This window comes from Roseobacter sp. N2S (assembly GCF_031454055.1).
In the GTDB taxonomy this organism is placed as follows: Bacteria; Pseudomonadota; Alphaproteobacteria; order Rhodobacterales; family Rhodobacteraceae; genus Amylibacter.
The window spans coordinates 252,701-277,421 of the sequence record NZ_JAVDQB010000002.1; the positions used below are offsets into that span (position 1 = coordinate 252,701).

Genomic DNA, 24,721 nt, shown 5'->3' on the forward strand with positions numbered 1-24,721 from the left:
CACTATAATATTGGAGTATTTTCCATGACGAAACCTGCGGCAACTGTGGCCCAGAACACGTGGGAATTCCTGCGCGATGCGATGATCACCCCCACGGGGTTCCGTGAATATGACGCGCGCTGGAAATATCCTGACGACATCAACCTGCCGGGCGTTACCGCGCTTGGCATGGGCCTTGGCACCCAGATGTATGAAGCGGGCATCGAACCCGTTATCGCCGTGGGCAACGACTATCGCGATTATTCCCTGACGATCAAAAACGCCTTGATTATCGGCCTGATGCGCGCGGGTATCCGTGTGCGCGATATTGGCCCTGCCGTTTCGCCCATGGCCTATTTCAGCCAATTTCATCTGGATGCCCCCGCCGTGGCAATGGTGACGGCCAGCCACAATCCAAACGGCTGGACAGGTGTGAAAATGGGATTTGAACGCCCGCTCACCCATGGCCCCGAGGAAATGGGCCGTCTGCGCGAGATCGTTTTGAACGGCGAACAGGTTGCCCGCGAGGGCGGCGCGTATGAATTTGTCGACGGTGTGCGCGAGGCTTACATCGACGATCTGTGCGGCGACTTTAAGATGACCCGTAAACTGCGGATTGTCTGCGCCACAGGCAACGGCACTGCCAGCGCCTTTGCCCCGATGATTCTGGAACGTATCGGGGTTGAGGTGGTTCCTTCACACAACACGCTTGACTACACCTTCCCCCATTATAACCCCAACCCCGAAGCGATGGAGATGCTGCACGATATGGCGGATTCGGTGCGCGACAGCGGCGCGGATCTGGCCCTTGGCTTTGACGGCGACGGTGATCGCTGCGGTGTGGTCGATAATGAAGGCGAGGAAATCTTTGCCGATAAAGTCGGCGTCATCATGGCGCGTGATCTGTCCAAACTTTACCCAAATTCCACCTTTGTGGCTGATGTGAAATCCACCGGTCTTTTCGCCAGCGACCCCGAACTGAAAAAGCTGGGTGCCAAGGCGGATTATTGGAAAACCGGCCACAGCCACATGAAACGGCGGGTTAAGGAACTGGGCGCTTTGGCGGGTTTCGAAAAATCCGGCCACTACTTTTTGGCGGAACCGGTTGGCCGCGGCTATGATTGCGGCATGCGGGTTGCCGTTGAAATGTGTAAGCTGCTGGACCGTAACCCTGACATGTCCATGGCCGATCTGCGCCGCGCATTACCTGTGACTTATGCCACACCAACCATGTCACCTTATTGTTCTGACACGGAAAAATACGATGTACTTGCGCGACTGGTTGATAAACTTGTGGCTTTGGGTGATGAGGGTGGCAGCCTTGGCGGGCGTAAGATCGAAAGCATTGTCACTGTAAACGGTGCGCGCGTGATGTTGGAAAATGGCGCTTGGGGGTTGGTTCGGGCCTCTTCCAACACACCAAATCTGGTTGTTGTCTGTGAAAGCCCAGAAAGCGACGCTGAAATGCGCGCGATCTTTGCTGATCTGGATACGATCATCCGCACAGAACCTGCCGTGGGCGACTATGATCAAACCATTTAGGTCTGTGGGTCTTTCAAACTGAATTCAGGGTTGCCAACATTATTGGCAGCCCTTTTTCATGCGAAACGTTTGACATGATATGGGGTTATGCGGTCTTTTCAAACCAAGTCATTTTATCCAAGAGACATCTTATGCGCCTTTTCCTGATCCTGCCGCTGCTGTTTGCCTTAGCAGCCCCGATTTCCGCCCAAACCAACGAGACCGAGCAACCCACAGGCAAAATCGCCGTTGAAGATAGCGCAGAGACCGATGCCGCCATCGCTGTGCGCATCCGCGATATACTGGAAGAGTTGAAAGACTATTCCAAAGTCAGCGTTACAGTCAGCAACGGCATCGTTTTGTTGCGCGGAACCACGCTAGACGGTGCATCTGTCATCAAAGTGGGCGATCTGGTCAGCCGCGTTGAGGGCGTTGTAGCCGTGGAAAACCGTGTTACCGAAAGCACTGACCTGATTGAACGGCTCGATCCTTTGCTAGACCGGTTTGCCGATAGAATGGCGCGCACCATCGCCTATCTACCCCTTCTATTGGTAGCGATTGCCGCGTTTTTACTGGTTTCAGCCCTTGGAATTCTGTTGGCGCGGATGAAACAGCCTTGGGATCGACTGGCCCCAAATATGTTCATCGCCGACATCTATCGCCAGATTCTGCGGCTGATCTTTATCATTGCAGGCGTGGTGGTCGCCTTGGATATATTGAACGCCACGGCCCTGCTTTCCACCATTCTTGGGGCTGCAGGGATCATCGGTTTGGCCATCGGCTTTGCTGTGCGCGATACTGTCGAAAACTTTATCGCATCGATTATGTTGTCAATCCGCCAACCGTTTCGCCCCAATGACAGCATCGAAATCAACGGGGATGAAGGCATGGTGATCCGCCTGACCAGCCGCGCCACGATCCTTTTGTCCTTTGATGGCAATCACATACGGATTCCCAATTCGACCGTGTTCAAAAGCCGCATTCTAAATTATTCGCGCAATGCAGAACGGCGCTTTGTGATCGACTTTGGAGTGGCCAGCGATACTGATCTCACCTCAGCCCGCGAGGTGGCCTTGAGCGCACTTAATAACCTCCCATTTGTGATAGACACGCCAGCTGCCAATGTTTGGGTTCACGGTCTTGGGGACAGCACGATTACACTGCGGTGTGCAGGCTGGGTTGATCAGCGCGAAAGCTCGCTTGTGCTGGCCAAAGGCGAGGCGATTCAGGTGATCAAAACCGCACTGGAAACCGCAGGCGTAGAAATGCCCGAACCCAGTTATCGGTTGCTGACCGACAGCGCCGCACCCGCGCAAAAACACAAACAATCCCCGCCGCAAAAGAAAAGTGAAACCGTTGCACTGGAAGATGTGCGCGCGGATGCTGCGCTGGATGACATCGTCAACGAGGAACGGGATGCCCAGCAAGACAGCGATCTGTTGACCCGTAAAGCCCCCGAGGAGTGATCACGCCACCTGCCCCGCTGCCCATCCGGACGACCAAGCCCATTGAAAATTATACCCGCCAAGCCAGCCCGTGACGTCCACGACCTCACCAATGAAGAACAAATTGGGCACTTTGCGCGCCTGCATAGTCTTTGCATCCAGTGCCGCCGTATCCACACCACCCAACGTCACCTCGGCGGTGCGATACCCTTCGGAGCCGACAGGTTTCACCGCCCAAGCGTGCACCCGGTCGTGTAGTTTTTGCAGCGCCGCATCATTTTGGTCTGCCAAATTCCCTTTTGCCCCAAAATCGTTAAGAATCTGTTCCGCCAAACGGGACGGAACCAAGGCGGACAGGGCTTTTCCAAGCGATACCCGCCCCTTTTCCGAACGCGCCCTGCGTAGCGCATCAAATGTATTCAACCCTGCTGCCAGATCCACAAAAATCTCTTGGCCTTCGCGCCAGTAGGATGAAATTTGCAAGATCGACGGCCCCGACAAACCGCGATGGGTGAACAACATTCCCTCATCAAAGCCAATCTGTGGCGTGCTGACGCGCGCGGTCACAGAAACCCCTGCCAGCGGTTTTGTGCGTTGCAATTCCTGCTCGGCAAAGGTCAAAGGCACCAAGCTGGGCCGTGTTTCCACTATAGGCAGCCCGAATTGCGCAGCCAGTTGATAGCCCCAACCCGTAGCGCCCATCTTGGGAATGGATTTCCCGCCCGTTGCCACCACAACGGACTCTGCGCGGATCATTCCGCCTGTTGTTTGCAGCGTAAATCCCTGCCCGACGACCCCGGATTGAACCACAGATTCCACCGAGGTATTCAGCCGCAGCACCCCACCCGCATCGCGCAGCTCATCCAGTAGCATCTGGATGATTTCCTTTGCAGAAGTATCGCAAAACAGCTGCCCCAGCGTTTTTTCGTGGTAGCTGATTCTATGACGTTTCACTTTGTCGATGAAATCAAATTGCGAATATCGACTTAACGCGGATTTCGCGAAATGGGGGTTCTGCGACAAAAACCGTTCCGGACGAATATCCAGATTGGTAAAATTACACCGCCCCCCGCCCGAGATGCGAATTTTCTCGGCCGGAGTGGCACTATGGTCCAATAAAACAACGGATCTGCCCCGCCTGCCCGACTCAATCGCACAGATCAACCCCGCAGCCCCTGCGCCAATAATACAAACGTCGTATTTTTCCATGCCCTGACTTAGCCAGCGAAAAGGTTCAAAACAAGACATGATTTTTTCTCGATTTTGGGCTTGCAGCCTGAAACCACTAACGCTAAATACACCCTCAGTTGGGTCGTGGCCTAGTGGTAGGGCAACGCTTTTTGGTAGCGCAGATCGTAGGTTCGAATCCTACCGACCCAGCCAACATCACTGTCTTATTAGTTCCTTAGCGCCTCTGGGCTGCTTTAGGCACAAAATGCCCCCAATAATGCCCCTACATAGGTTTCCCCCTATGTATCCCTAAACATGGTGATTATTTGGCTCTGGTGGGCTGCTGGGGACCAAGGCGAGGTATCCTACCGCTGAGAGAAGACCTGTGCTGGTCATCATCCCCTAATAGGAAAGATTACTATAAGAGATACTACTATCTAATAGGTATAAGTAATGAATAAGAAAGAAGAAGAAAGACAGAGGGGACCCTAAGAGGAGACTATAGGAGGACTATCCTAAGCTAAGTACCTGATAAGAGGTTGTCTTCTCTGTTATTATCGTTTCTGTTCCTTGGGCATTCCAAAGGACGGTTCCCCGAACATGGCTGAAATAGAAAACCCTCAGTATTCACGACCTATAGATGTTCATCGCTGGTCAGATCACCCTGAGGTGAAGGCTAGCTGTCGTTCGTGTAAAATACGTGCAATGATCGTAGCCTGCCTAAAGCAGATATGACCTTTCTACTGTATGGGTGTATTCTGTTGGAAAACTCGGTCTTTAGCAAACTGGGGGCATTTTGGCGGAACACTGTCCCGCAAACGAGCCATCCCCGAATATTGTTTGCCACACTCGCATTCACAAAACATTTGATCCTAAGATCTGGCAACGTATTTCTCGCGCGCGAGTTCTTTAACAGAATGGGCGGAAAGCGGAAGTTCGCTGCGGTGGCAAGTGTGAAGTGCGGTCTTCGCAAAGCAGCCATTCCCGCCCGAAAACATTGAAGCCTTCCAATCAAAGGACGCAACGGACGTTTTATTGAAATTGACGCTTGCCATTCGAACAGCAATAAACTGCGGCTTCTTTTTCGTCGTGTCTCCGCGGCGATAGTGGCGTCGATAATGGTGAACTGCCTTTCAGTAATGAGCAGTTGTGCAATTATCGAAAAGTCGGAACGCTAAAGGAGTACTGAAAACCGCTGGCGGAAAAGCACGTTCGCGCCGACCTTAGTATCAGAGCGTTTTACGCAGCGTTTTGGCGTTGTGTTCGGCTTGGTCCAGCACTTCGCGTAGCTCGTCTTCGTTGCGATACCCGATCAGGATGCCTGCCTTGGCTTCGCCCAACGTTGCATCCCGGGCGGCGATCTGGGTATCCGAAATCGTCGTACGTTGGGAGTTTCGCCGTGCCCAGCCAAAGAAGAGCCGCTCGAGCCGTGCAGCGTCTTGGGCATGGACCGGATCAGCACCCAGATCGCTCAGCTCAAACGGGTCTGCCCCGAGATCAAAGAGCATGGGCCGAAACCCTTCGGCAAAGATGTATTTCCATTGGCCGTCGAACAGCATCGTTAGCTTGGCATCCTTGACCTCGACTCCGAGCCGCTTGCGCACGTCGCGCAACGAATAATCGTACTCGGACACGGCAAAGTCCCTCAGCGTCGTAGCCTCACCGTGCAGGAGCGGCAGCAGGGATTTACCTTCGATGATGTGGGGCACCGCTGCGCCCCCGAAGAAGTCGAGGATCGTCGGGACAACATCAATCGCCTCGACCAGAGCCGATGATTTGATCCCGCGCGTTGCGTCGGCCTGCGGGTCGGGGTCGACGACGATCAGCGGGATGCGCGCGGAGGCATCGTGGAACAGTTCCTTTTCGCCCATCCAGTGATCGCCGAGGTAATCTCCATGGTCGGAGGTGAATACGATCATCGTATCGTCCGCGATCCCGTGTTCTTCAACAAAGGTCATGAGCCGTCCGATCTGGTCATCGAGCTGCTTTATCAGGCCCATGTAGGCGGTCAGGACACGCGCGCGCGCGGTATCGTCGCTGAACGCTTTTGACACCCGCTCTTGCATGAAGGCACCGTAGACGGGATGCGGATCGGTCTTTTCACCGGCGCTGCGTACAGGGGCCAGATGGGTCTCGGGGCCGTACATGTCGTGGTAGGGCGCAGGCACAATATAAGGCCAGTGCGGCTTGATATAGCTCAGGTGCAGGCACCACGGCGTATCGCCGGCCTCGCGGATAAAATCCATCGCGCGTCCGGTGATATAGGGGGTCTCGCTCTCTTTGTCGGCGGCGCGGGCGGGTTTGTCGGCATTGTCGAGGAACCAGCCGCTGAGGATGTTGCCGTCATCGTCCTCCGCGCTGTTAGCGACCGTTTCCCAAGGGTTTTCGTCGGGCCAGCCGCATGCTTTCATGTGGCTGTCATAGGCCTCATTGCGGGCATAACGCGGGCCGTCCGGATGCAGGCCATCGTCGCGCTCGAAGGGCTCGAACCCGCATTCGGACACCAGCACGCCGATTTCGCTGTCTGGCGCGAGACCAAGGCGGCGCATTCCCTCTACGTCGGCGGCCATGTGGGTCTTGCCGCAGAGTGCTGTGCGCACGCCCAAAGGGCGCAGGTGATCGCCCAGCGTCATCTCGCCGACCTTCAGCGGAATGTTGTTCCATGTGGAGCCATGCGAGCTGACGTAGCGCCCGGTATAAAACGACATGCGCGAGGGGCCGCAGATCGGCGACTGCACATAGGCGCGATCGAACAGGACACCGCGTTTTGCCAGCGCGTCGATGTGTGGCGTGTGCAGGTGCGGGTGCCCCGTGCAGGAGAGATAATCCCAGCGAAGCTGGTCACACATGATGAATAGGACATTCTTCGCCATAGAGGGGATTACCTGAGTAAATGTCCGGGGTGACAGCACCCCGGACCGTTTCGTTTAGCTGCGGCCAACGTCGGGGATGGTCACACCCATTTCTTCGAGCGCGCGCAAAGCGCCCGAATGCAGCGGCATGTTGAGGTCGGCGACTGCACCCTCGGGGTTCACCGCCTTGAGCCATGGCGCACTTTCACCCATTTCTGCCACACCCGCAAAGAAGGTCTTGGTCATCTCATAGACCATCTCTTCGTCTGCGGTCTCATTCGTCACGATGCCGACGGTCACGCGCAGCGTGGTCGTGTCACCGTCGTTTTTCTGGTTTTCGCCGTAGGTGCCAGCGGACAAAATGCCAAGACCAAAGCCGGGCCGGTTGACCAGCGCCTTGACCCCTTCGACTTCCAGCTTGTCCTCTGGAATGCCAAGGAAACGGACCGCGTTTGTCACGGCGATCTGCGTCAGCACAGGGCTGGGCGCGTTTGTCGGGTTGCAATAAACATCAAGGTTACCGTCCTGAAACGACGCCGCAGCAGCGTCCCAACCCAGTTTCACCGCTTCATAGTCCGTGCCAGCCTCAAGACCGGTAACAGCCTGAAACAGCCGTTCCATCGTGGAGTAAGCCGCTCCGCCTGGAGGGCCGAGGAACACCCGCTTGCCTGCAATGTCGTTCAACGACGTGATGCCTGAAGATTCGTAAACGGCGATATGATAGACACCCATCGGGAAATTCAGCACAGCGCGGAGTTTCTTGGCCAGCTCCGGCGCCTGATCCATCTTTGCATACATCGCTTTTTGATTAGCCATCAATGCGTTGACCGAAGGCGATGACATGCAAAACGCCGTCTTGCCTGCTGCGACTTCCAGCACGTGGCGCGTGGCCGCACCTGTCGCGTTGACCTGGATCTCGTAGTCCGGCAGCTCGCGATTAACTATGTTGGCGAAGGTCGTCATAACAAGGTTCGGCGTGGTGCCGGGGCCCAGCGTTGACATGCGTAACAATTCCTTGGCCATGGCTGCACGAGGTAGTGCTGCCAGCGCCGAAGCTGCTACAGCGCTGGCCAGCACCGAGCGACGATTGAGTTTTGTAGTTTTCATGGATTGGTCCTCCCTATTGTTATGAAATCGCATTCTTGGTTTTCGGTTCGAGACTGTCGAAATACATCAAGCCGATAGCGGCAGCGGCCGCAATCCACGACGCGAGTGCACCAAAGAAGATAAGCGCTGCGGCTAGCGCCAGTCCGACTGGCACCATGTACAGTTTTCCGCGGCGGGGATAGCATGCTCGCGAGATCAGGATCGTGGCAAGCATTACGAAGAAAATCGCCTGAACCGATTGCTCGACAGGATAGCCGGTGCCCAGCAAAAGCGCGGGCTTATAGATGAACGCGAACGGAATAACGAAACCCGGTAAAGCGAGCCGCGATGCCTCAATTGCGGTACCCATCGGGGACGCTCCCGCAATTGGAGCTGCAGCGAAGGCGGCTAGCGCCACAGGGGGGGTGATCGCCGACAGAACGCCGAAATAGAGCACGAACATATGTGTATGGACAATCGGCACGCCCAGCTTTTGCAGCGACGGCCCCATCACCAGCACAATAATCAGATAGGCTGGAACAGTCGGCATCCCCATCCCCAGGAGCAAACAGGCGATGGCCATCAGGATCAGCGACAGGATCAACTGGTCTTCGGCGAGGCTCGACAACAGCGAAGCAAAGCGAAGGCCTACGCCGGTCAAGTTGAGAACACCGATGACGATCCCCACCGCGCCCACAATTACCACCAGCTGTGCCGAGATCAGACCGGCGGAGCGGACGAACCTGAGCCATGCCTGCCAATTAAACAGCAGGTCCGGTCGAATGGCAAAGCCCAACACGGCGGCCAACGCAACACCGACAAAGCCTGCGTAAGCCGGCGAGGCACCGCCAACCATTGTCACGACGATCCCGGCAAGCGAGATCACAAAAACGAGCATCTGAACCAGCTCACGCCAGTTGAATACGACTTTCGATTGGGCTTCGTCGGCCAAACCCATGTTGCGCGCGGCGCTGGAGATGGCGACGAACAGGCCGCCGTAGTACAGCAGCGCCGGCACGGCGGCGGCGGCGCAGATGGTCAGGTAAGGCACGTTCGTCACGTCGGCCATAATGAAGGCGACAGCGCCCATGATCGGCGGCGTAATCTGACCCCCGCTTGAGGCCGCAGATTCTACCGCCGCCGCAAAACGCGGCGAGAACCCACGTTTCTTGATTAACGGAATGGTGATGACCCCCGTCCCCACTACGTTTGCCACCGCACTGCCCGAAATCGTGCCGAACAGCCCGCTTGCCACAGTGGCGGCCGCCGCCGGCCCCGAGCGCATCCGTCCCGTCGCGGCCAGCGCAAGGCGGACAAGCACAAGGTCAATGGCCAGAAGTTCGAGCAACGCGCCGAACATGATGAAGATCAGGATGGTCGAGACCACCGTGGCCATCGGGCGGCCAAAGACACCGTCGAAAGAGAACCACAGCACCGTCATCAACTCTTCGCCGGAAATACCCGCATGCCGTAGGAACCCGGGTGCCATGTCTCCGAATGCGCCATAGAGCAGCACGATTCCCGCCACCAATGCCATCACCAGCCCGACCGACCTGCGCGTCAATTCTATGACAGCGATCAGGCCGAGCATGCCCATCCAGATATCGGTCGCGTTCAGGAAATATAGACCGGTTTCGATCTCTTCGGCGGCACGAAAATATTGAAGAACGCTCAGGATCAGCGCAGTGGCGGTGAGCGCCAGCAGCGTGCGGTCCCAAAATTTCCCGGACCGTCCGAAGCCTGTCAGGATCACCAGCAAACCACCGACCAGCAGCATACCAACGCGCAGATAGGAATCCGAGAATACGCCAAAGAGCGAGACGTAGAACACAACACTGATCACGATCAGCGATAGCAGTACGACGGTATAGTCCACAGCTGCGGACGGTTTCAGAATTATCACGGCATCCTCCCAAGCGCGTACTGATTTTGTCCGCCTTGATCTCCCTTCAAGGCGCAGCACGCTTCTGACATTGATATTGGACAACCGCATCCTTGTCGAGTACACGTTTCACAGGGTGGAACGTTACGATGACAAAGCTAAACAGATCAATCGACCGCGGACTGACCGTCCTCGAGGTCGTCCATAGTGTCGGCACCAGCTCGTTGGCAGGTCTAGCGGCCCGCACAGGTCTGCCGAAACCGACCTTGTTACGCATCTGCAAATCACTTGAAGCGCGTCGTTGGCTGTTTCGGCGATCAAGCGACGGTAAGTACCAGCTCGGCTCCGCCTTCCCGCGGTCCGGTGGCATGCCGAACCGTGTCGACAGCCTTGTGGCCGTCGGCAAGGAAGAAATCGTGCGCCTGAGCCTTGAGACCGGTCTGGCCAGCGATCTCGCCGCTGGAATCGGCGGAGGAAGGGTTGAAATTGTCGACACAACGCGCTCATACAAACAGCACGCCATTTATCCGGACACCGTGGGTTTCCGACCATCGCCGATACTGTCGGCATTGGGAACGGCATATATGTTTACCTTGCCGGATAGTGACCGGGTCCAAGCCTTGCAGGAACTCGCCGACCAGCTGCCACGAGAGGAAGTTAAAGCTCTTCCCCTGCTCGGGAAGGTACTGAGTGATATCAGGGCACGGGGCTATGCCATCCGCTCGCTGGATCACTGGGGCCGTGCAGTAGATTATGGCGCGCTTCCAGCGGCAATCGCGGTTCCTATCCTTGCGGGCGACAAGCCGGTCGGCGCCATAAATCTGGTCTGGAACGCAAGCGCGCATCGTGTGGAGACGGTCGCCCGAGATCACTTGCAACGTCTTAGATCTGCGGCGCAGACCATCGGCCAGACTTACGCCGATCAGATGTGACCCGCAGCGCGAAGCAGACGGTCCGTCGACGACCTGCACTAAGCGTCGACTGGCTACAGCCCCTGTTGGAAAGCTATTACGACGTTCTGTGCGTTGAACAACTAAAAAGCTCCCAGTCGCGTATCTAACTCTGCTTTGTCGCTTTGAACAGCAGGCTGGGGTTTTCGACGGCGCGACGTCTCAGATGTCGAGCGTATCAAAGACTTCAAGGATGGCATCGAACGCGATGGTGGCGAGGAGGATGACAATACCTGCCGTGATCGCTTGTTCGTGCAATGCGCGGTCACGCATCTCGTAGTTGAGCTACCCCCCGAAATTCGGACAGTGACGTAAGCTACGATTTGCAGTCTGCTGATCTTCGACGAGAAGGGACTCAGAGATGTCGAAACGCAAACAACATGCGCCTGAGTTTAAGCCGAAGGTCGCGCTGGAAGGCCTGAAGGGCGAGGAGACCGCCGCCGAGCTGGCGAGCCGGTACAGGGTGCATCCGACGATGATCCATCAATGGAAACGTGCGCTCCTTGAGGGCGCCTCCGGCGTGTTTGAACGCGGTGGCAGAAAGAAGCCCGAGATTAATGAGGAGCGGGTGAAAGAGCTCCACGCCAAGATCGGGGAGCTGGCCGTGGCGAATGATTTTTTGTCACGAAAGCTCGAACCATGGACCGGCAAGTGAGGCGCGACATGATTGAGCCGAATAATTCCATTTTGTCCATTGGGCAGCAATGCAGATTGCTGTCGATCTCGCGCTCGTCTTTCTATTACAAGCCTAAGGGCGAGACCGAGCAGAACCTCGGCCTGATGCGGCGGATCGATGAGCAGTTTCTGGAGACGCCGTTCTTCGGTGTCCGCCAGATGACTTGGCATTTGCGCAACGACGGCCATTTGGTGAACGAGAAACGGACACGCCGGCTGATGCGCATGATGGGGCTGATGCCGATCGACCAAAAGCCCAACACCAGCAGGCCTGCGAAAGGCACAAGACGTATCCCTACCTGCTGAGAGGTCTGCGGCTGGAGCGTCCGAACCAAGGTTTCTTCTGGCACATGTAAACATGTGCTGCCGGGCAAGTGGGTGCTCAGATATTACCTAACTGCCCATGCGCCGAGCGTTCCTGTATCTGGTCGCCATTATGGATTGGCACACCCGTAGTGTGCTGGCTTGGCGCATCTCGAATACTCTGGAGGCGGACTTCTGCGTTCAGGCACTGAACGAGGCCACCCACAAGTTCGGTCCGCCCGAGATCATGAATACCGATCAAGGATCTCAGTTCACGTCCCTCGCCTGGCCCGACCGGCTCCGCCGATCGGGCGTGCGTATCTCAATGGATGGGAAGGGCCGCTTCCTAGACAACATCTTCATCGAGAGGCTCTGGCGAACCCTGAAATACGAGTGCGTCAACCTGCATGCTTGGGAGACCGGAGCAGAAGCAAAAGCTGGCGTCAGAAAGTGGATCGAGTTCTACAATCACAAGCGCCCGCATTTTGCACTTGGCGGCCAACCACCTGCCGCGGTCTATTGGCAGAGAAACGAAACAACCAACCCCGATCAGCAGGTGCAAAAAGTAGCTTAATTTATGCCAGATCCTGTCCAACTAATGGGGAGTAGCTCACAGTTTCACAATGGAGAGGCGCAGCTCCGAAAATGGTCGATTTCGGAGCTGCATTTGAAGGGCTAAACAGCCCTCCCCTAAAGCATAACCTCAATCAGGTTCGGGCCGTTACTTTCCAGCCCGTCCGCCATTGCGTTTTCCAGTTGGGTGCAGTCAGTCACGCGGCTGGCCTCCACCCCCATAGAGCGGGCCATGTGTACCCAATCAAGCGTGGGACGGTCCAAGCTGAGCATGTCTATGGCGCGGGGACCGGGGTTTTGGACGCCGACGTTGGTTAATTCCCCCCGTAGGATTTGATAGCTTTGGTTGGCGAAAATCAGAACTGTGATATCCAGATTTTCCCGCGCCATGGTCCACAGCGCTTGCACAGTATACATGGCCGATCCGTCACCGGTCAGCGCCATGACTTTGCGATCCGGACAGGCGATTGCCGCACCGATTGCAACGGGCATGCCATAGCCGATCGACCCCCCGCAATTATTCAGCCAAGTGTGCTTTGGCGCCCCTTTGGTGACCGGCGAAAAGGCCCGCCCTGTTGTGACGGATTCATCCACAATGATGGCGTTATCAGGGATTGCGCGGGCGATCAGGGCTGCAAGACTATCAAGATTGATCGGCCCCGTGGGGCGTTCTGGCAGCGCCGCCTTGGCAACATGGGCGGGCGGGGTTTGTTCAGCGCCAGTTGCATGACACAGGGCTGAAAGGGCCGCTGTCAGGTCTGCGCCTGCATCTGCCAAGGTTACAATATCCGCGCCTTCCCGCGTTAGGACTGCGGGTTTTCCCGGGTAGGCGAAAAATCCGATGGGGGCGCGGGCCCCGACCAGAACGATGCGTTTATAGGGCTTCAGCGCCTCAAGCGCGATGTCGATAGGATAAGGCACACGCCCCACAGCAACGCGCCCTGCGCCGCGTTCCATCCGCGCGTTCGCCCATTCGGACAGCAGTTTACACCCAGTCTCTGCCGCAATGCGTCCGGCAACTTCAAGGTTACTTTCGCTCAGCGCTGCACCGCCCAGCAACAGCAGGCTTTCGGGACCGTCCAAGGCTTTGGCCGCCTGTTCAAGGGCGCTTTCATCAAAGGCTGTTGGTTTGGGTGTTTCAAGCGCGTCCTGCACCGCGCCGCCCGCGTTCCAAGCGGTATCGCTGGGCAAGATCAGGGATGCGATTTGACCCGGCGGGATCATTGCGGCCTGCACCGCCTCGGCGGCGTCTTTGCCAACGGTTTGCGCCAGCGGGGACGTGCGCACCCAGTGGGATACGGGCTGCGCGATGCCGTTAATGTCGGATGTCAGCGGCGCGTCCAGTTCGATATGGGTCGAGGCGTGTTCTCCGATGATATTCACTACACCAGAGCCCGCTTTTTTCGCGTTATGCAGGTTGGACAGACCGTTGGCCAAGCCTGGCCCCAAGTGCAACAACGTCGAGGCGGGCTTGCCTGCCATGCGGTAATACCCATCCGCCGCACCTGTGGCGACGCCTTCTTGCAGGGCCAGCACGGATCGCATTCCGGGGATGTGATCCAGCGCCGCGACAAAGTGCATTTCCGATGTGCCAGGGTTGGTGAAACACACCTCAACCCCGTTATTAAGCAGGGTCTGCACAAGGCTTTCAGCCCCATTTAATGCGGCGTTATTCTGTGTGCTGTTCTTTTGATCGTCGCTCACATCTTGTCCTTTTGTATTACGCCTGAGTCGCGTCCCAATAAGGCGCGCGCAGGTCTTTCTTCAGTATTTTGCCTATGGTGCTACGGGGCAACGTTTCACGAATCTCTAGCTCCGACAAGCGCTGGCTTTTGCCCAGACGGGCGTTAGCTTGGGTCAGGATATCGGCGGCGGTGCGGCTGGCCCCGTCCCGTGTGACCACCAGTCCCAACGGGGTTTCGCCCCATGCCTCGGACGGGATGCCGATGACTGCGGCGTCGATCACATCGGGGTCTTCAAGCAGAACCAGTTCCAGATCATTGGCGTAGATGTTCAAGCCACCTGAAATGATCATGTCTTTCTTACGATCCGACAAAACAAGGAACCCGTCTTCGTCAAAGGCCCCCATGTCGCCAGAGCGGAAATAGACCAGCCCTTCGGCATCGCGCCAGATATAATCGGCGGTCAGGTCATCACGGCCAAAATACCCCGCCATCATGGTCGGACCACGTCCGCAGATTTCCCCCACCGTACCTTTGGGAACCTCGTTGCCCGCAGCATCAATCAAACGAATGTCATTGCCCGGTGCCAAAGTCCCTACGGTGTGCAGTTTTGTCGGGTGCTCATCCGCTACCAAGACTGTGACGCCGCCACCTTCGGTCAGGCCGTAGTATTCTACCAGTTTCCCCGGAAACCGCTCCAGAACATCCCGCTTCACATCGGCCCGCAGCGGCGCAGAGGTCGAAAATTTCAGCCGCATAGAGGTCAGATCGAAGCTGTCAAAATCAGGCACATCCATGATGCGTTTGTATTGCACGGGCACCAGCATGGTGTGGGTGATTTTTTCACGCTCGGCAATTTGCAGATAGGTTCTGGCGTCAAATTTCGCCATCAGATGCACGGTTGAACCGCCAAACAGCGTCGGGATAAAGGAAACGATGGTTGTGTTGGAATAAAGCGGCGTGGAAATCAGGGTGCGGGCCTCGGCGTCATACCCGTTGGGGGACACGCGATCCATCTGGGCGGCGCGCATCCAATGATTGTGTAAGATACCCTTGGGCGTTCCTGTGGTACCAGAGGAATAGATCAGGTTGAACGCATCCTCCATCTGGATCGGGACCAGCGGGTCGGTTGTGGGCGAATGTGCCAGTGCGGTTTCATAATCGCTGAAACTGGCGTGGGTAAAGTCAATCGCAAAGCGGGCAATCGGCAGGTCTGAAATGAACCCGTCCACAAGGCCAAGGTATTGCTCTGCCACAAAAATCGCTTTGGCGCCGCAATCCACCAGCATCTTTTGCAACGCTTCTGGCGCGGCCATAGAAGACAACGGCGTAACACAGGCCCCTGCCCGCAGGATCCCCATAAACAACTCTGCATATGGGATGGAATTGGGCGAAATAATCGCGATGTTATCGCCCGTCCCGAACCCTTGTTGCACCATCAGATTGGCAACGCGGTTGATACGCAGATCAAACTGCCCCCATGACAAACTGTCCGAACCACAGACAATCGCCAGCCGTTCGGGATTAGCCGAAGCATTGGTGCGAATGCGGGCGACAACAGTTTCGGTGGGCGGTGCGTCAGAAACAGGTGGCGTAATTTTCAACATCTTCAATCCCCGTCAAGCTGTAGCGGCAGGTGCGCGCCAAGCCAAAAAGACCGGAACCGCACATAAAGCCGCGCCAAGGATAAACGACAGGCCATAACCCATGTCCACCAAGCCGTTTTGCGGCATGGCAATCAGCACACCGCCAAAGAACAACAAGATGCGCAAAGGATATTCCAGCGCGCCTTGGACCGGTCCCACCAGACTGATATAGCCTTGCAGCGCCGAGGAAATCAGCGCCACACCGATCAGCGCACAACTAAGTGCAACAGCAACCTCCCACGCGGGGGCCTGCCCGATCAGCGCGGGGTTCAGCACAAAGAAGAAAGGCGCGATATAGATCACTCCGCCAAGGCGCATCGCCTCAAACCCTGTGGCAATCGGATTGGACCCCGCCATGGTCGAGGCCGCAAACGCGCCCAAAGCCACAGGCGGTGTGATATAGCTTACCATACCCCAATACAAAATGAACAAATGAACAGCCAGTTGGTTCAACCCGCCCGCTTCCAATGCGGGGGCCAGAACCACCGCAAGGAAGATATAACAGGCGGTGACCGTCATCCCCATGCCAAAGATAAACGCTGTCAGCGCCCCCATCAGCAGCAGAACCAACGTGTTATCCCCTGCCATAAACACCAGTTCATTTACCAGTGTGCCTGCCAGACCCGTGGCCGAAAACGACCCGACAATCAGGCCAACCCCCAACAGGATCGCAGTCAATTCAGCCAGCCCCATACCAACCCCAACAATCATATTGCCCAACCGCTGACGGTTCAGGCGGAAACGGGCGCGGAACTGGTTGACCACCAGCAGCAGCACCGTGGCATAAAACGGCGCCGAGGATTCCTGACGCAAGCCAATCATCATGTACAACAACAGCGCAAAAACGAAAATATAGGGCCAGCCCTCGCGCATCACCTCTTTCAGGCGTGGTAGATCGGGCTTGGGCAAACCGCGCAACCCGCGTTTGGCGGAATAGGCGTCAATCTGGGCAAACAGGCTCCAGTAATACAGGATACTTGGGATCGCTGCGGCCAGCGCAATTTCCACGTAAGGGCGCGACAGGAACGACGCCATAATAAAGGCCGTGGCCCCCATGATCGGCGGCATCAACACCCCACCAGTTGAGGCACAAGCCTCTGTCGCGGCGGCGGTTTTGGCGGAAAATCCGGTTTTGCGCATGGCAGGGATCGAAACAGCCCCCGTGGTCAACACATTTGAAATCACCGAGCCTGACATGGACCCCATAAAGCCACTGGCAAAGATAGAGACCTTGGCCGCCCCACCGCGATACCCGCCAACCAACCCAAGTGCGAGGTCATTGAAAAACTGCCCGCCGCCGGTGCGTTGTAGCACGGCGCCAAACAGGATGAAGCCGATAACCACGCCGCCAAAGGCCTTCATCGGGATGCCAAAAGAGCTTTCAGCCGAAAAGATATGATACGGCACAGTTTGCATGAAGGTGCTCTGAAACCCTGAAAACGGGTCCGGCACATGGCCTGCGAATGTGGGGTAAAAGGCGAATAACGTGACGATGCAAAACAGCACCAAACCACCTGCGCGGCGCGTTGCTTCCAAAATCAGAAAGAAGAAAGCCACCGAAACATATTGTGCAAATTCAGGCGCGGCATATTCCCAGCCTTGGGACAGATTGACCTGTGCTGTCTGCGCCAGATAGCCAGAACAGAAAATGGAAATCGCAAACAGCGCCCAGTCCAGCAAAGAAGGCACGCCCCCTTTGCCGCCGCGCATCTGAAAAATCAGAAAGCTAAGCGACAGGAACAACCCGCCAAGGATGTACAGATAGCGCCCGTCAATCAGCACGATGCCTAAAATCTGGATGTTAAACAATTGGTTCACCACCAAAACCAGCGCCAGCAACGTGCCCAGCACAACGGCCCAGCGGGCTGGCCCTGAAATACGTTCTGCGGGGGTGGCCCCATCAATGGCAACTTGCTCCAGCCCGTCGAGGGCCGCGGTTTTCTGATCTGTCATGGGAATACTCTTGGCGGGGGTGCACAGGGAAAACGGGCCAGCGGTTAGGCCAGCCCGTTTGGATCACAGTGTCGTTGGTTTAAAAGACGACTTTAAAGCCGCCGTCTGCCAGTGCTTTGCGGCGCGCTTCGCTCCAAGCGGCTTCCCAGTCGGACGGGTTTGTCGCCTTGGTGGCTTCCCACGCGGCGGCCAAGGCGGCCTGACGGGCGATCAGATTGTCGTTATGGGCTTGGGCTGCATCATTCCAAAGGCCCCGCTCTTTGTAAAAACGGATAGACCCTTCGTGGTAAGGCACCACCCATTCCATGTTTTGTTTATCCACGGACCAACCGCCAATACCCGGTGCTTTGCCGTCATACTGGGGGAACAGATCAACCATCGCTTTGGTCATGTTATAGACCAGATCGTCTTCTGTTGCGGCCATCGCTGTCAGAACCGGATAGGCATAACCCGCCCCTTGATAGCCGTCTGTGCCATCAATGGTCGCGCCGACTTTTGCTTTGTTCAACTGAAAGAACGGCGCAATTGCCAGCATTTTTTCAAAGCCTTCGGTGTTTTCCGGATCAACCGGTGGCCAGAACAACCCCCGTGGTCCTGCCTCTGCCTCATAGGCTTTGCCTGAGTTGGTAGAGGCAAAAGCCGCATCGACCTGACCTTCGATCAGTCCGTTCCAGCTGGCACCGTAGCCGCCGAAATCAACACGTTCCACATCATCCCATGTCAGCCCGCCATAAGCCAGATAGGCCTCGGTGTTTACGTTCAGCGCAGGTGCGCCAACGATAAAGGCCACCCGTTTGCCTTTGAGGTCTGCATAGGTTTTGATACCCAGATCATTGGCCACCCCAACCGACAGGTTGATCGCGCCGCCGTTGTTGGCCATCAACACACGAACCGATTGTGGCCCCCAGTTTTCCGCACCAAAGTCAAAGACGCCTTCTTGCGCCATAAAGCTGCCACCCACACCCGTGGCCGAGAATTGCACCCGCCCCTGACGCAGCGGCTCTGTGCGCGATACGTCATTTTTGCCAGGCAAAACGCGCAGGTTCACGCCTGTCGCATCTTGCAAAGCTGCACCAATAGCCACCGCCTGATTATACCCGGCCGAGCCGGTGCCATAGGCTGTCCAGCTAAGTTGTTTCGGCAAATCAATGTCTTGCGCTGTGACCATTGAAGTGGACAGACCTACCACGGCAACGGCTGAAAATAGATATTTCATGTTTTCCTCCCAGAAAAAACGCTGGGGCCTGCGCCAAGCACGGCAGCGGCCCCTATTTTACGATCTCTCGCTAGCGGAATTCAGTTCCGCACTACGGAATAGGTTAAGAACCTTGGCTTGGATGTGTCAACACAGCATCCAATTTGCCGTTGGGTCACTTTGCGCCATACCTTTCTTTTGGCGCTCTTTCTTGAATCTTCCGCCGTGTTCGACCCGTTTAAAACCGTGCAAAGGAGTGGCGCAGACAGATTCGAAAGGAATACGTGGCAATACAGCCCCAATCCTGCCATTTCCTGCCTTTTGCGGGGTCGGAATTTTTGCTGTTTGCGTTCTGCCAAACTCTGCCGACGGAGAACAATATTCCACCCTGACAGGTAAATCGGCACCACCAGACTTGTCGTATTGCCCCCCATTGACGCAGGCTTTTGCAATGTTATCTGCGGTACAACCCTACGGAGATTATCATGAAAAAAGCACTCGCTCTTACCGCATTCGCCTTGGCCACCAGTTTTGGCACAGCCCAAGCTGACACACTGAACGTTGGCATGTCTGGCGGATATTTCCCATTCACTTTCGTCAAACTGGACGTGTTGCAAGGCTTTGAAGTGGATTTCATCAATGCCATTGCCGAAGAAACCGGCGACGAGGTTGAATTTGTCACCATGTCCTTTTCCGGCTTGATCGGCGCGCTGGAAGCAGGCCGCATCGACACGATTGCCAACCAGATCACCATCACCCCGGAACGCGAGGCCAAATTCGCCTTTTCCCAGCCTTATGTCTTTGACGGCGCACAGGTTGTCGTCAAAAAGGGCAACGAAGAAACAGTAAAAACTGTGGACGATCTTAGCGGGAAAACCGTTGCGGTGAACCTTGGGTCGAACTTTGAAACCCTGTTGAAAGAGCTGCCAAATGCGGCAGATATCGACATCCGGACGTATGAAAGCAACATCGCACAAGACACCGCCCTTGGCCGTGTGGATGCCTTTGTGATGGACCGTGTGTCCTCGGCCCAGTTGATCGCAGAAAGCCCGTTGCCGTTGGCATTGGCAGGCAAGCCATTTAGCCAGATCCGCAACGCCCTGCCCTTTCGCAACGATGCAGACGGGCTTGCCAAACGGGACCAAATCAACGCCGCCATCGCCACCCTGAAGGAAAACGGTACTCTGGCTGAAATTTCCCAAAAATGGTTTGGCACTGACATCACAGTGGCCGAGTAAATCTGATGCGGGCACTGGACTTAGACTATATGTGGAGCCTGGTGCCCGTGCTGCTGGGCTATGTTCCGCTGACATTATTCATGGCGCTGGTTGGCATGATCTGCGCCTTGGTGCTGGCTTCGATCCTTGCGGTAGAGCGGGTGTTTCGCGTGCCGGTTCTGGACCTGTTCGTGCGGCTGTTCATCAGCTTTTTCCGCGGCACACCGTTGTTGGTACAATTGTTTCTGTTTTACTACGGCTTGCCACAGGTCTTGGCATTCCTGACCAATATCAACGGTGTAACCGCCACAATCATGGGGCTGACCCTGCATTTTTCCGCCTATATGGCCGAAAGCATCCGCGCCGCCATCATCGGCGTGGATCGCAGCCAGTGGGAGGCCGCGCAGGCCGTGGGTATGACCCAAGGCCAGATGATGCGTCAGATCATCCTGCCCCAAGCTGCCCGTGTGGCGGCCCCGACATTGGTGAATTATTTCATCGACATGATCAAAGGCACCTCGCTGGCCTTTACCCTTGGGGTGACCGAATTGATGGGCGCGACCCAAAAAGAAGCGGCCAGCAGCTTTTTATACTTTGAGGCGTTTCTGGTGGTGGCCGCGATCTATTGGATCTTGGTCGAGGTGCTGGCCTTCGCGCAGCGCCATCTAGAGGTCTATTTGAACAAGGCGCATACACGATGAACACCGTAGAAACCCCGTCCGGCATTTCCATTTCGGGCCTGAACAAGGCTTTTGGCGACACAAAGGTGTTAAAAGATATCTCGCTAGACATTGCGCCCGGGGAACGGGTTGTGGTGATCGGTCCTTCTGGAACGGGCAAATCCACCTTGCTGCGCTGTCTGAACTTTCTGGATCGCCCTGACAGCGGCACCATTAGGGTTGGCGATTTAACGGTGGATGCAAACAAGGCGTCACGAGCCGAGATTTTGGCCCTGCGTCGTCGCACGTCTTTTGTGTTTCAAAACTATGCGCTGTTCGCCAATAAAACCGCGCGCCAAAATATCACACAGGCGCTGATCACCGTCAAAGGTCTGTCTAAAGCCGAAGCCATCACCCGCGCAGATGCTATTCTGCTGGAAACCGGTTTGGCCGAAAAAGCCAATTCCTATCCCGCCGCCCTGTCTGGCGGACAGCAGCAACGGGTTGGCATCGGGCGGGCTATGGCGCTGGATGCGGATTTGATGTTGTTTGACGAACCCACCTCTGCCCTAGATCCCGAATGGGTCGGCGAGGTGCTGGATCTGATGCGGCGTGTGGCTGAAAAAAGCCAGACCATGCTGATCGTCACCCATGAAATGCAATTCGCCCGTGAAATTGCGGATCGGATTATTTTTATGGCCGACGGGCATATTGTGGAACAAGGATCGCCCAAACAACTGCTTGAAAATCCACAAGATCCAAGGACCAAAGCATTTCTGCGCCGTGTTGCCTAGGTATTTTGTAACGGCCATACCGCGCGGGATACGACTCCCGCGGCCGAACTGGCCACAGGCGCAAACTGCTTAAGTCAGCCTTGGGAGTCCGTCCAGAATTTCCCAATTAGGTCACCCATTTCCCCTGCTTCAAAGGGTTTGGTGATCACGCCAAGCGCGCCGGAATCGGACAGTCGGTCGATTGTGCTGCGCTCTGCTTTGGCGGTCATGAAAATCGCAGGGGTGCCAGCCAAACCGTTTAATGCGGACAGCCGCTCCCATGTTTCTTCGCCGTCCATTTCCGGCATCATAAAGTCGAGAAGGAACAGTTGCGGCTGAAAAGCCTCTGCCTGCGCAAGCGCTTCGGCACCGGACGCACAAGACAACACCTCATACCCCCCTGACATTTCCAAGGCGATCTGAACGATGAAGCGGATGTCATCTTCGTCATCCACATGCAGAATCCGTTTAAGCTCGGCCATTTTTTCTCCTAAGATCTTCTTGCACTGCGCAGCTAAGACTTAAAAACCCTTTGCAGTACTGATCTTCTCCTTCTTTAGCATCTTGAAAGTAACAGTAAACGTCGTTCCGACTCCTACAGTGCTTTCATACCCGATTGTGCCCCCCATCTTAGCCAAAATGGACTTCGCAAGGAACAGGCCCATACCAATGCCCCCTGCTTTGCGGATATCCGATGCGTCAACCTGCGAAAAGCTGGAAAACACGATATCCTCTTGTCCGGCTGGAATACCTTCCCCTTCATCAGCGACCGTCAGGCAAGCTTCGGTGTCGCGGGTCGATAGTCCCAAAGTGATTGTGCTCTTGTCATTGGAAAACTTGATCGCATTGGTCACAAGCCCGTCCAGTATTTTATCAAGGCGCTTTCTGTCGGCCAGCACGTGAATATCGCTCGCTATCTCGGACATCTCCAAGCTGCGTCCAGCGGCGCTGACCTTCGGCGCATTCCGCTCATGGGCTGCGGTCAACACAGCCTGCAGATCAACAGGGTCTTTCCTTAAGACCAGTTCGTCTGCTTCCAGGCTTTGAACATCCAGCACATCATTGACCAATTCGGTCAGATTTTTGATATTTTTATCCGCAATCCCAAGCGCATATTTCTGCTTGTCAGACAGATCGCCCATGGCTTGATTGCCCAACAATGAAATCGCCCCCCCGACCGACGTCAAAGGCGTGCGCAATTCGTGACTGATGGTCGAAAGAAACCGCGATTTCGCAATCAAAGCTGCCGTGGCCTTTTCTTTTTCATCAATAAGACTTTCGAGTTGATCCAAGTTACTACGATACAATTTCAAGTAAATCATAGAGCTATCAACAACAAAGAAAAGCACAAAGACAACCGTAAACAATTGCAGCCAGTGTTGTGACGCAAGGGCGGCATGGACCTCGATAATGTCAATAATGGGAATCGCTAGAAACGTGGTGGTATAAATCGCCAGACGAATAATCAGCAATGGCAGCAGCTGGTGATTGTTCATCGCGGCAAAAAGAGCCGCTGCAAAAAGAAAGAACATCGGCGTGAAATGTGAAATATTACCCTCTTGTCGGGCTATCACAAAAACGAAAAAACTGATGGCAAAGGCGCTGAATATAGAGTTGGTAAACAGCAAGGAGTAAAGTTTCTTTACCCGCGCCGTCGAGGTTTCGCCGTCAAGCTTCTGGATCTTACGGGCAAGAATAATATCAAGGATTTCAGCAGTTTGCACCATGGAGTAACACCCCATCGCAATCCAGAAATCGAAATAAGTTGCCGCAAGAATTGTGACCGAAAGGTAAATCGCCTGCCTTTGACCGATCAAACGCAGTGTCCCGCCCACGTAATCCACCATTTGCCGCTGCAAACGCTTTAAAGACTTGGCGTCTGTCGGAATTCTGAAGATGGATCGCATTGGCACGGTCGCACTTTGCCTGTTTGGACTGTCGGTTTATAGCGCCGCCCAAGTGGATCGGAACCCCGCCTGTAGCAACCCGTAGCAAGTAACATGATCTTTAAGCGGCTACCGCACTTCAGTTTACTACTTTCAACTTTAAATACACGAAGTGACAATTTGAACACTGGCCCCTTCGGGCAAAACATAGCGCCGGTAAGGAATGTGTTAATTTTGGGGCGATTATTTGGCGAGTGTGTGTTTTAAGACTATCATATTGATTTACATCATATATACTCAGATTTAGGGGCGAAAACAGTCGGAAATCCATAGGCCGTCGCCCTGCCCCAAGGCCAGATTTCAGTGTTAACGCGCGAAGAAAGAGCATTTAATACAACCGAATCAGGAATTACGACTTTGTCTCGGACTCAATCTATGATGTTACTGAAATCAACCCTAAGAACCCCAAGTGAGACTGCTTCATGAAGTCCTTTCGCAATCACTTCTCTGTTCCGGTAGAACCGGCAAGACCGTCGGATTTTTCAACCCTGCTGGGACTTTTGAACGACGAGCGTGAATCCGAGAAGGCTTCACTGGCAAAACCTCGCGCCCCAAAAGAGACTTCGAAACGGGGGCGGATCAGGGTCAGCACCCTGTCTTTTGCCAATATGCACAAGTATGGCGAAATGTTTCATGATCTGATGCAAGTCAGAAGACAGGTGTTCATTGAAAAGCGGGGGTGGGAACTGCCCACGGTGGATGGCTATGAGTTTGACCAATATGACAACCCATTCAGCAGATGGCTGGTGCTGCACCGCTATGGGGAAATCCTTGCGGGGGTACGCCTGACGCCGACGACGGCCCAATGCGGGATCTATTCTTATATGATCCGTGACGCACAGCGCGGGTTTCTAGCGAATATTCCGTCTGATCTATTGATCTGTGAAGCCCCTGTTAGCCCGACAGTCTGGGAAGCCTCGCGTATTTTTGTCACCGATGATGTGCCTTCGCGCGACAGATTGGCCGTGCAAGCTCAGTTGTTACAATCCATCGCCGAAGCTGCGGGTAAAGAAGGCGGCCAATTTGTTATCGGCATTGTCCCCTATGTGTGGAAACGCTGGAGCAGACGGTTGCAGCTTGATGCAGGTGCATTCGGGCCGAAACGGGAAATCGCTGGCGAAATGTGTCAGGTTGCCTTGATGAAAACCCAACTGCCAGACAACAGCTAAGTCACCACCATAAGTGGTGATTTCAAATATACATCTAAAATGCAA

The 24,721-nt window shown here is 55.3% G+C and carries 17 protein-coding genes, 1 tRNA gene and 1 pseudogene; 9 read left to right on the top strand and 10 right to left on the bottom strand.

The features are described from left to right. The first annotated feature begins 24 nt into the window (after nt 1-24). Nucleotides 25-1,521, top strand: a complete 1,497-nt coding sequence (locus tag GGE09_RS07210; protein WP_309745367.1) for a phosphomannomutase/phosphoglucomutase — start codon at nt 25-27, stop codon at nt 1,519-1,521. Between the two features lie 131 nt (nt 1,522-1,652). Next, nucleotides 1,653-2,966: a mechanosensitive ion channel family protein gene (locus tag GGE09_RS07215; RefSeq protein WP_309745369.1), complete on the top strand. Its 1,314-nt coding sequence runs from the start codon at nt 1,653-1,655 to the stop codon at nt 2,964-2,966. Here the strand turns inward: GGE09_RS07215 and GGE09_RS07220 are convergent, their stop codons facing one another. Then, complete coding sequence (locus GGE09_RS07220) at nt 2,967-4,154, bottom strand: NAD(P)/FAD-dependent oxidoreductase (RefSeq protein WP_309745797.1); 1,188 nt, start codon at nt 4,152-4,154, stop codon at nt 2,967-2,969. 99 nt (nt 4,155-4,253) lie between these two features. Between GGE09_RS07220 and GGE09_RS07225 the strand changes: the two genes are divergently transcribed. Continuing rightward, nucleotides 4,254-4,328 (top strand) — tRNA-Gln (locus tag GGE09_RS07225). A gap of 1,016 nt (nt 4,329-5,344) precedes the next feature. On the opposite strand, the gene GGE09_RS07230 is transcribed toward GGE09_RS07225, so the two are convergent. Genes GGE09_RS07230 through GGE09_RS07240 form a run of 3 tightly spaced genes read right to left on the bottom strand, consistent with a single transcriptional unit; the run spans nt 5,345 to nt 9,956 of the window. Beyond that, entirely contained in the window at nt 5,345-6,988 is a 1,644-nt protein-coding gene (locus tag GGE09_RS07230) for a sulfatase-like hydrolase/transferase (RefSeq protein WP_309745372.1), read from the bottom strand. A gap of 54 nt (nt 6,989-7,042) precedes the next feature. Next, nucleotides 7,043-8,074, bottom strand: a complete 1,032-nt coding sequence (locus GGE09_RS07235) for a TAXI family TRAP transporter solute-binding subunit (protein ID WP_309745374.1) — start codon at nt 8,072-8,074, stop codon at nt 7,043-7,045. Nucleotides 8,075-8,093: 19 nt separating this feature from the next. Then, nucleotides 8,094-9,956 carry a TRAP transporter fused permease subunit gene (locus GGE09_RS07240; protein WP_309745376.1) on the bottom strand — a complete coding sequence of 621 codons (1,863 nt, stop codon included), beginning with the start codon at nt 9,954-9,956 and terminating at the stop codon, nt 8,094-8,096. Between the two features lie 128 nt (nt 9,957-10,084). On the opposite strand from GGE09_RS07240, the gene GGE09_RS07245 reads away from it, so the two are divergent. Together GGE09_RS07245 and GGE09_RS07250 are read left to right on the top strand one after the other, a co-directional pair. After that, complete coding sequence (locus GGE09_RS07245) at nt 10,085-10,867, top strand: helix-turn-helix domain-containing protein (RefSeq protein WP_309745378.1); 783 nt, start codon at nt 10,085-10,087, stop codon at nt 10,865-10,867. A 379-nt stretch (nt 10,868-11,246) separates the two neighbouring features. Continuing rightward, nucleotides 11,247-12,437: pseudogene (locus tag GGE09_RS07250) on the top strand (IS3 family transposase). A 116-nt stretch (nt 12,438-12,553) separates the two neighbouring features. Here the strand turns inward: GGE09_RS07250 and GGE09_RS07255 are convergent. The 4 genes from GGE09_RS07255 to GGE09_RS07270 all read right to left on the bottom strand — a co-directional run bounded on the left by GGE09_RS07255 (nt 12,554) and on the right by GGE09_RS07270 (nt 18,933). After that, nucleotides 12,554-14,140 carry an acetolactate synthase large subunit gene (locus GGE09_RS07255; protein ID WP_309745380.1) on the bottom strand — a complete coding sequence of 529 codons (1,587 nt, stop codon included), beginning with the start codon at nt 14,138-14,140 and terminating at the stop codon, nt 12,554-12,556. A 16-nt stretch (nt 14,141-14,156) separates the two neighbouring features. Then, nucleotides 14,157-15,725, bottom strand: a complete 1,569-nt coding sequence (locus GGE09_RS07260; RefSeq protein WP_309745382.1) for a class I adenylate-forming enzyme family protein — start codon at nt 15,723-15,725, stop codon at nt 14,157-14,159. A gap of 12 nt (nt 15,726-15,737) precedes the next feature. Beyond that, nucleotides 15,738-17,717, bottom strand: a complete 1,980-nt coding sequence (locus GGE09_RS07265; protein WP_309745384.1) for a TRAP transporter fused permease subunit — start codon at nt 17,715-17,717, stop codon at nt 15,738-15,740. 79 nt (nt 17,718-17,796) lie between these two features. Continuing rightward, entirely contained in the window at nt 17,797-18,933 is a 1,137-nt protein-coding gene (locus GGE09_RS07270; protein ID WP_309745387.1) for a TAXI family TRAP transporter solute-binding subunit, read from the bottom strand. Between the two features lie 464 nt (nt 18,934-19,397). Here GGE09_RS07270 and GGE09_RS07275 point away from each other — a divergent pair, with 464 nt between their 5' ends. The 3 genes from GGE09_RS07275 to GGE09_RS07285 are packed head-to-tail and all read left to right on the top strand — an operon-like array spanning nt 19,398 to nt 21,582. Then, complete coding sequence (locus tag GGE09_RS07275) at nt 19,398-20,150, top strand: amino acid ABC transporter substrate-binding protein (RefSeq protein WP_309745389.1); 753 nt, start codon at nt 19,398-19,400, stop codon at nt 20,148-20,150. A 5-nt stretch (nt 20,151-20,155) separates the two neighbouring features. Continuing rightward, complete coding sequence (locus GGE09_RS07280) at nt 20,156-20,830, top strand: amino acid ABC transporter permease (RefSeq protein WP_309745391.1); 675 nt, start codon at nt 20,156-20,158, stop codon at nt 20,828-20,830. Beyond that, nucleotides 20,827-21,582, top strand: coding sequence for an amino acid ABC transporter ATP-binding protein (locus tag GGE09_RS07285; protein WP_309745393.1), 756 nt, complete (start codon nt 20,827-20,829; stop codon nt 21,580-21,582). The genes GGE09_RS07280 and GGE09_RS07285 overlap by 4 nt, the downstream gene beginning before the upstream one ends. Before the next feature lie 74 nt (nt 21,583-21,656). Here the strand turns inward: GGE09_RS07285 and GGE09_RS07290 are convergent, their stop codons facing one another. Further along, complete coding sequence (locus GGE09_RS07290) at nt 21,657-22,043, bottom strand: response regulator (RefSeq protein ID WP_309745395.1); 387 nt, start codon at nt 22,041-22,043, stop codon at nt 21,657-21,659. A 39-nt stretch (nt 22,044-22,082) separates the two neighbouring features. Beyond that, nucleotides 22,083-23,468, bottom strand: a complete 1,386-nt coding sequence (locus tag GGE09_RS07295; protein ID WP_309745397.1) for a HAMP domain-containing sensor histidine kinase — start codon at nt 23,466-23,468, stop codon at nt 22,083-22,085. 461 nt (nt 23,469-23,929) lie between these two features. Here GGE09_RS07295 and GGE09_RS07300 point away from each other — a divergent pair, with 461 nt between their 5' ends. Beyond that, the gene (locus tag GGE09_RS07300; protein ID WP_309745399.1) at nt 23,930-24,676 is read left to right on the top strand and encodes an acyl-homoserine-lactone synthase; all 747 of its coding nucleotides are present in this window, start codon (nt 23,930-23,932) and stop codon (nt 24,674-24,676) included. Nucleotides 24,677-24,721: the final 45 nt, after the last annotated feature.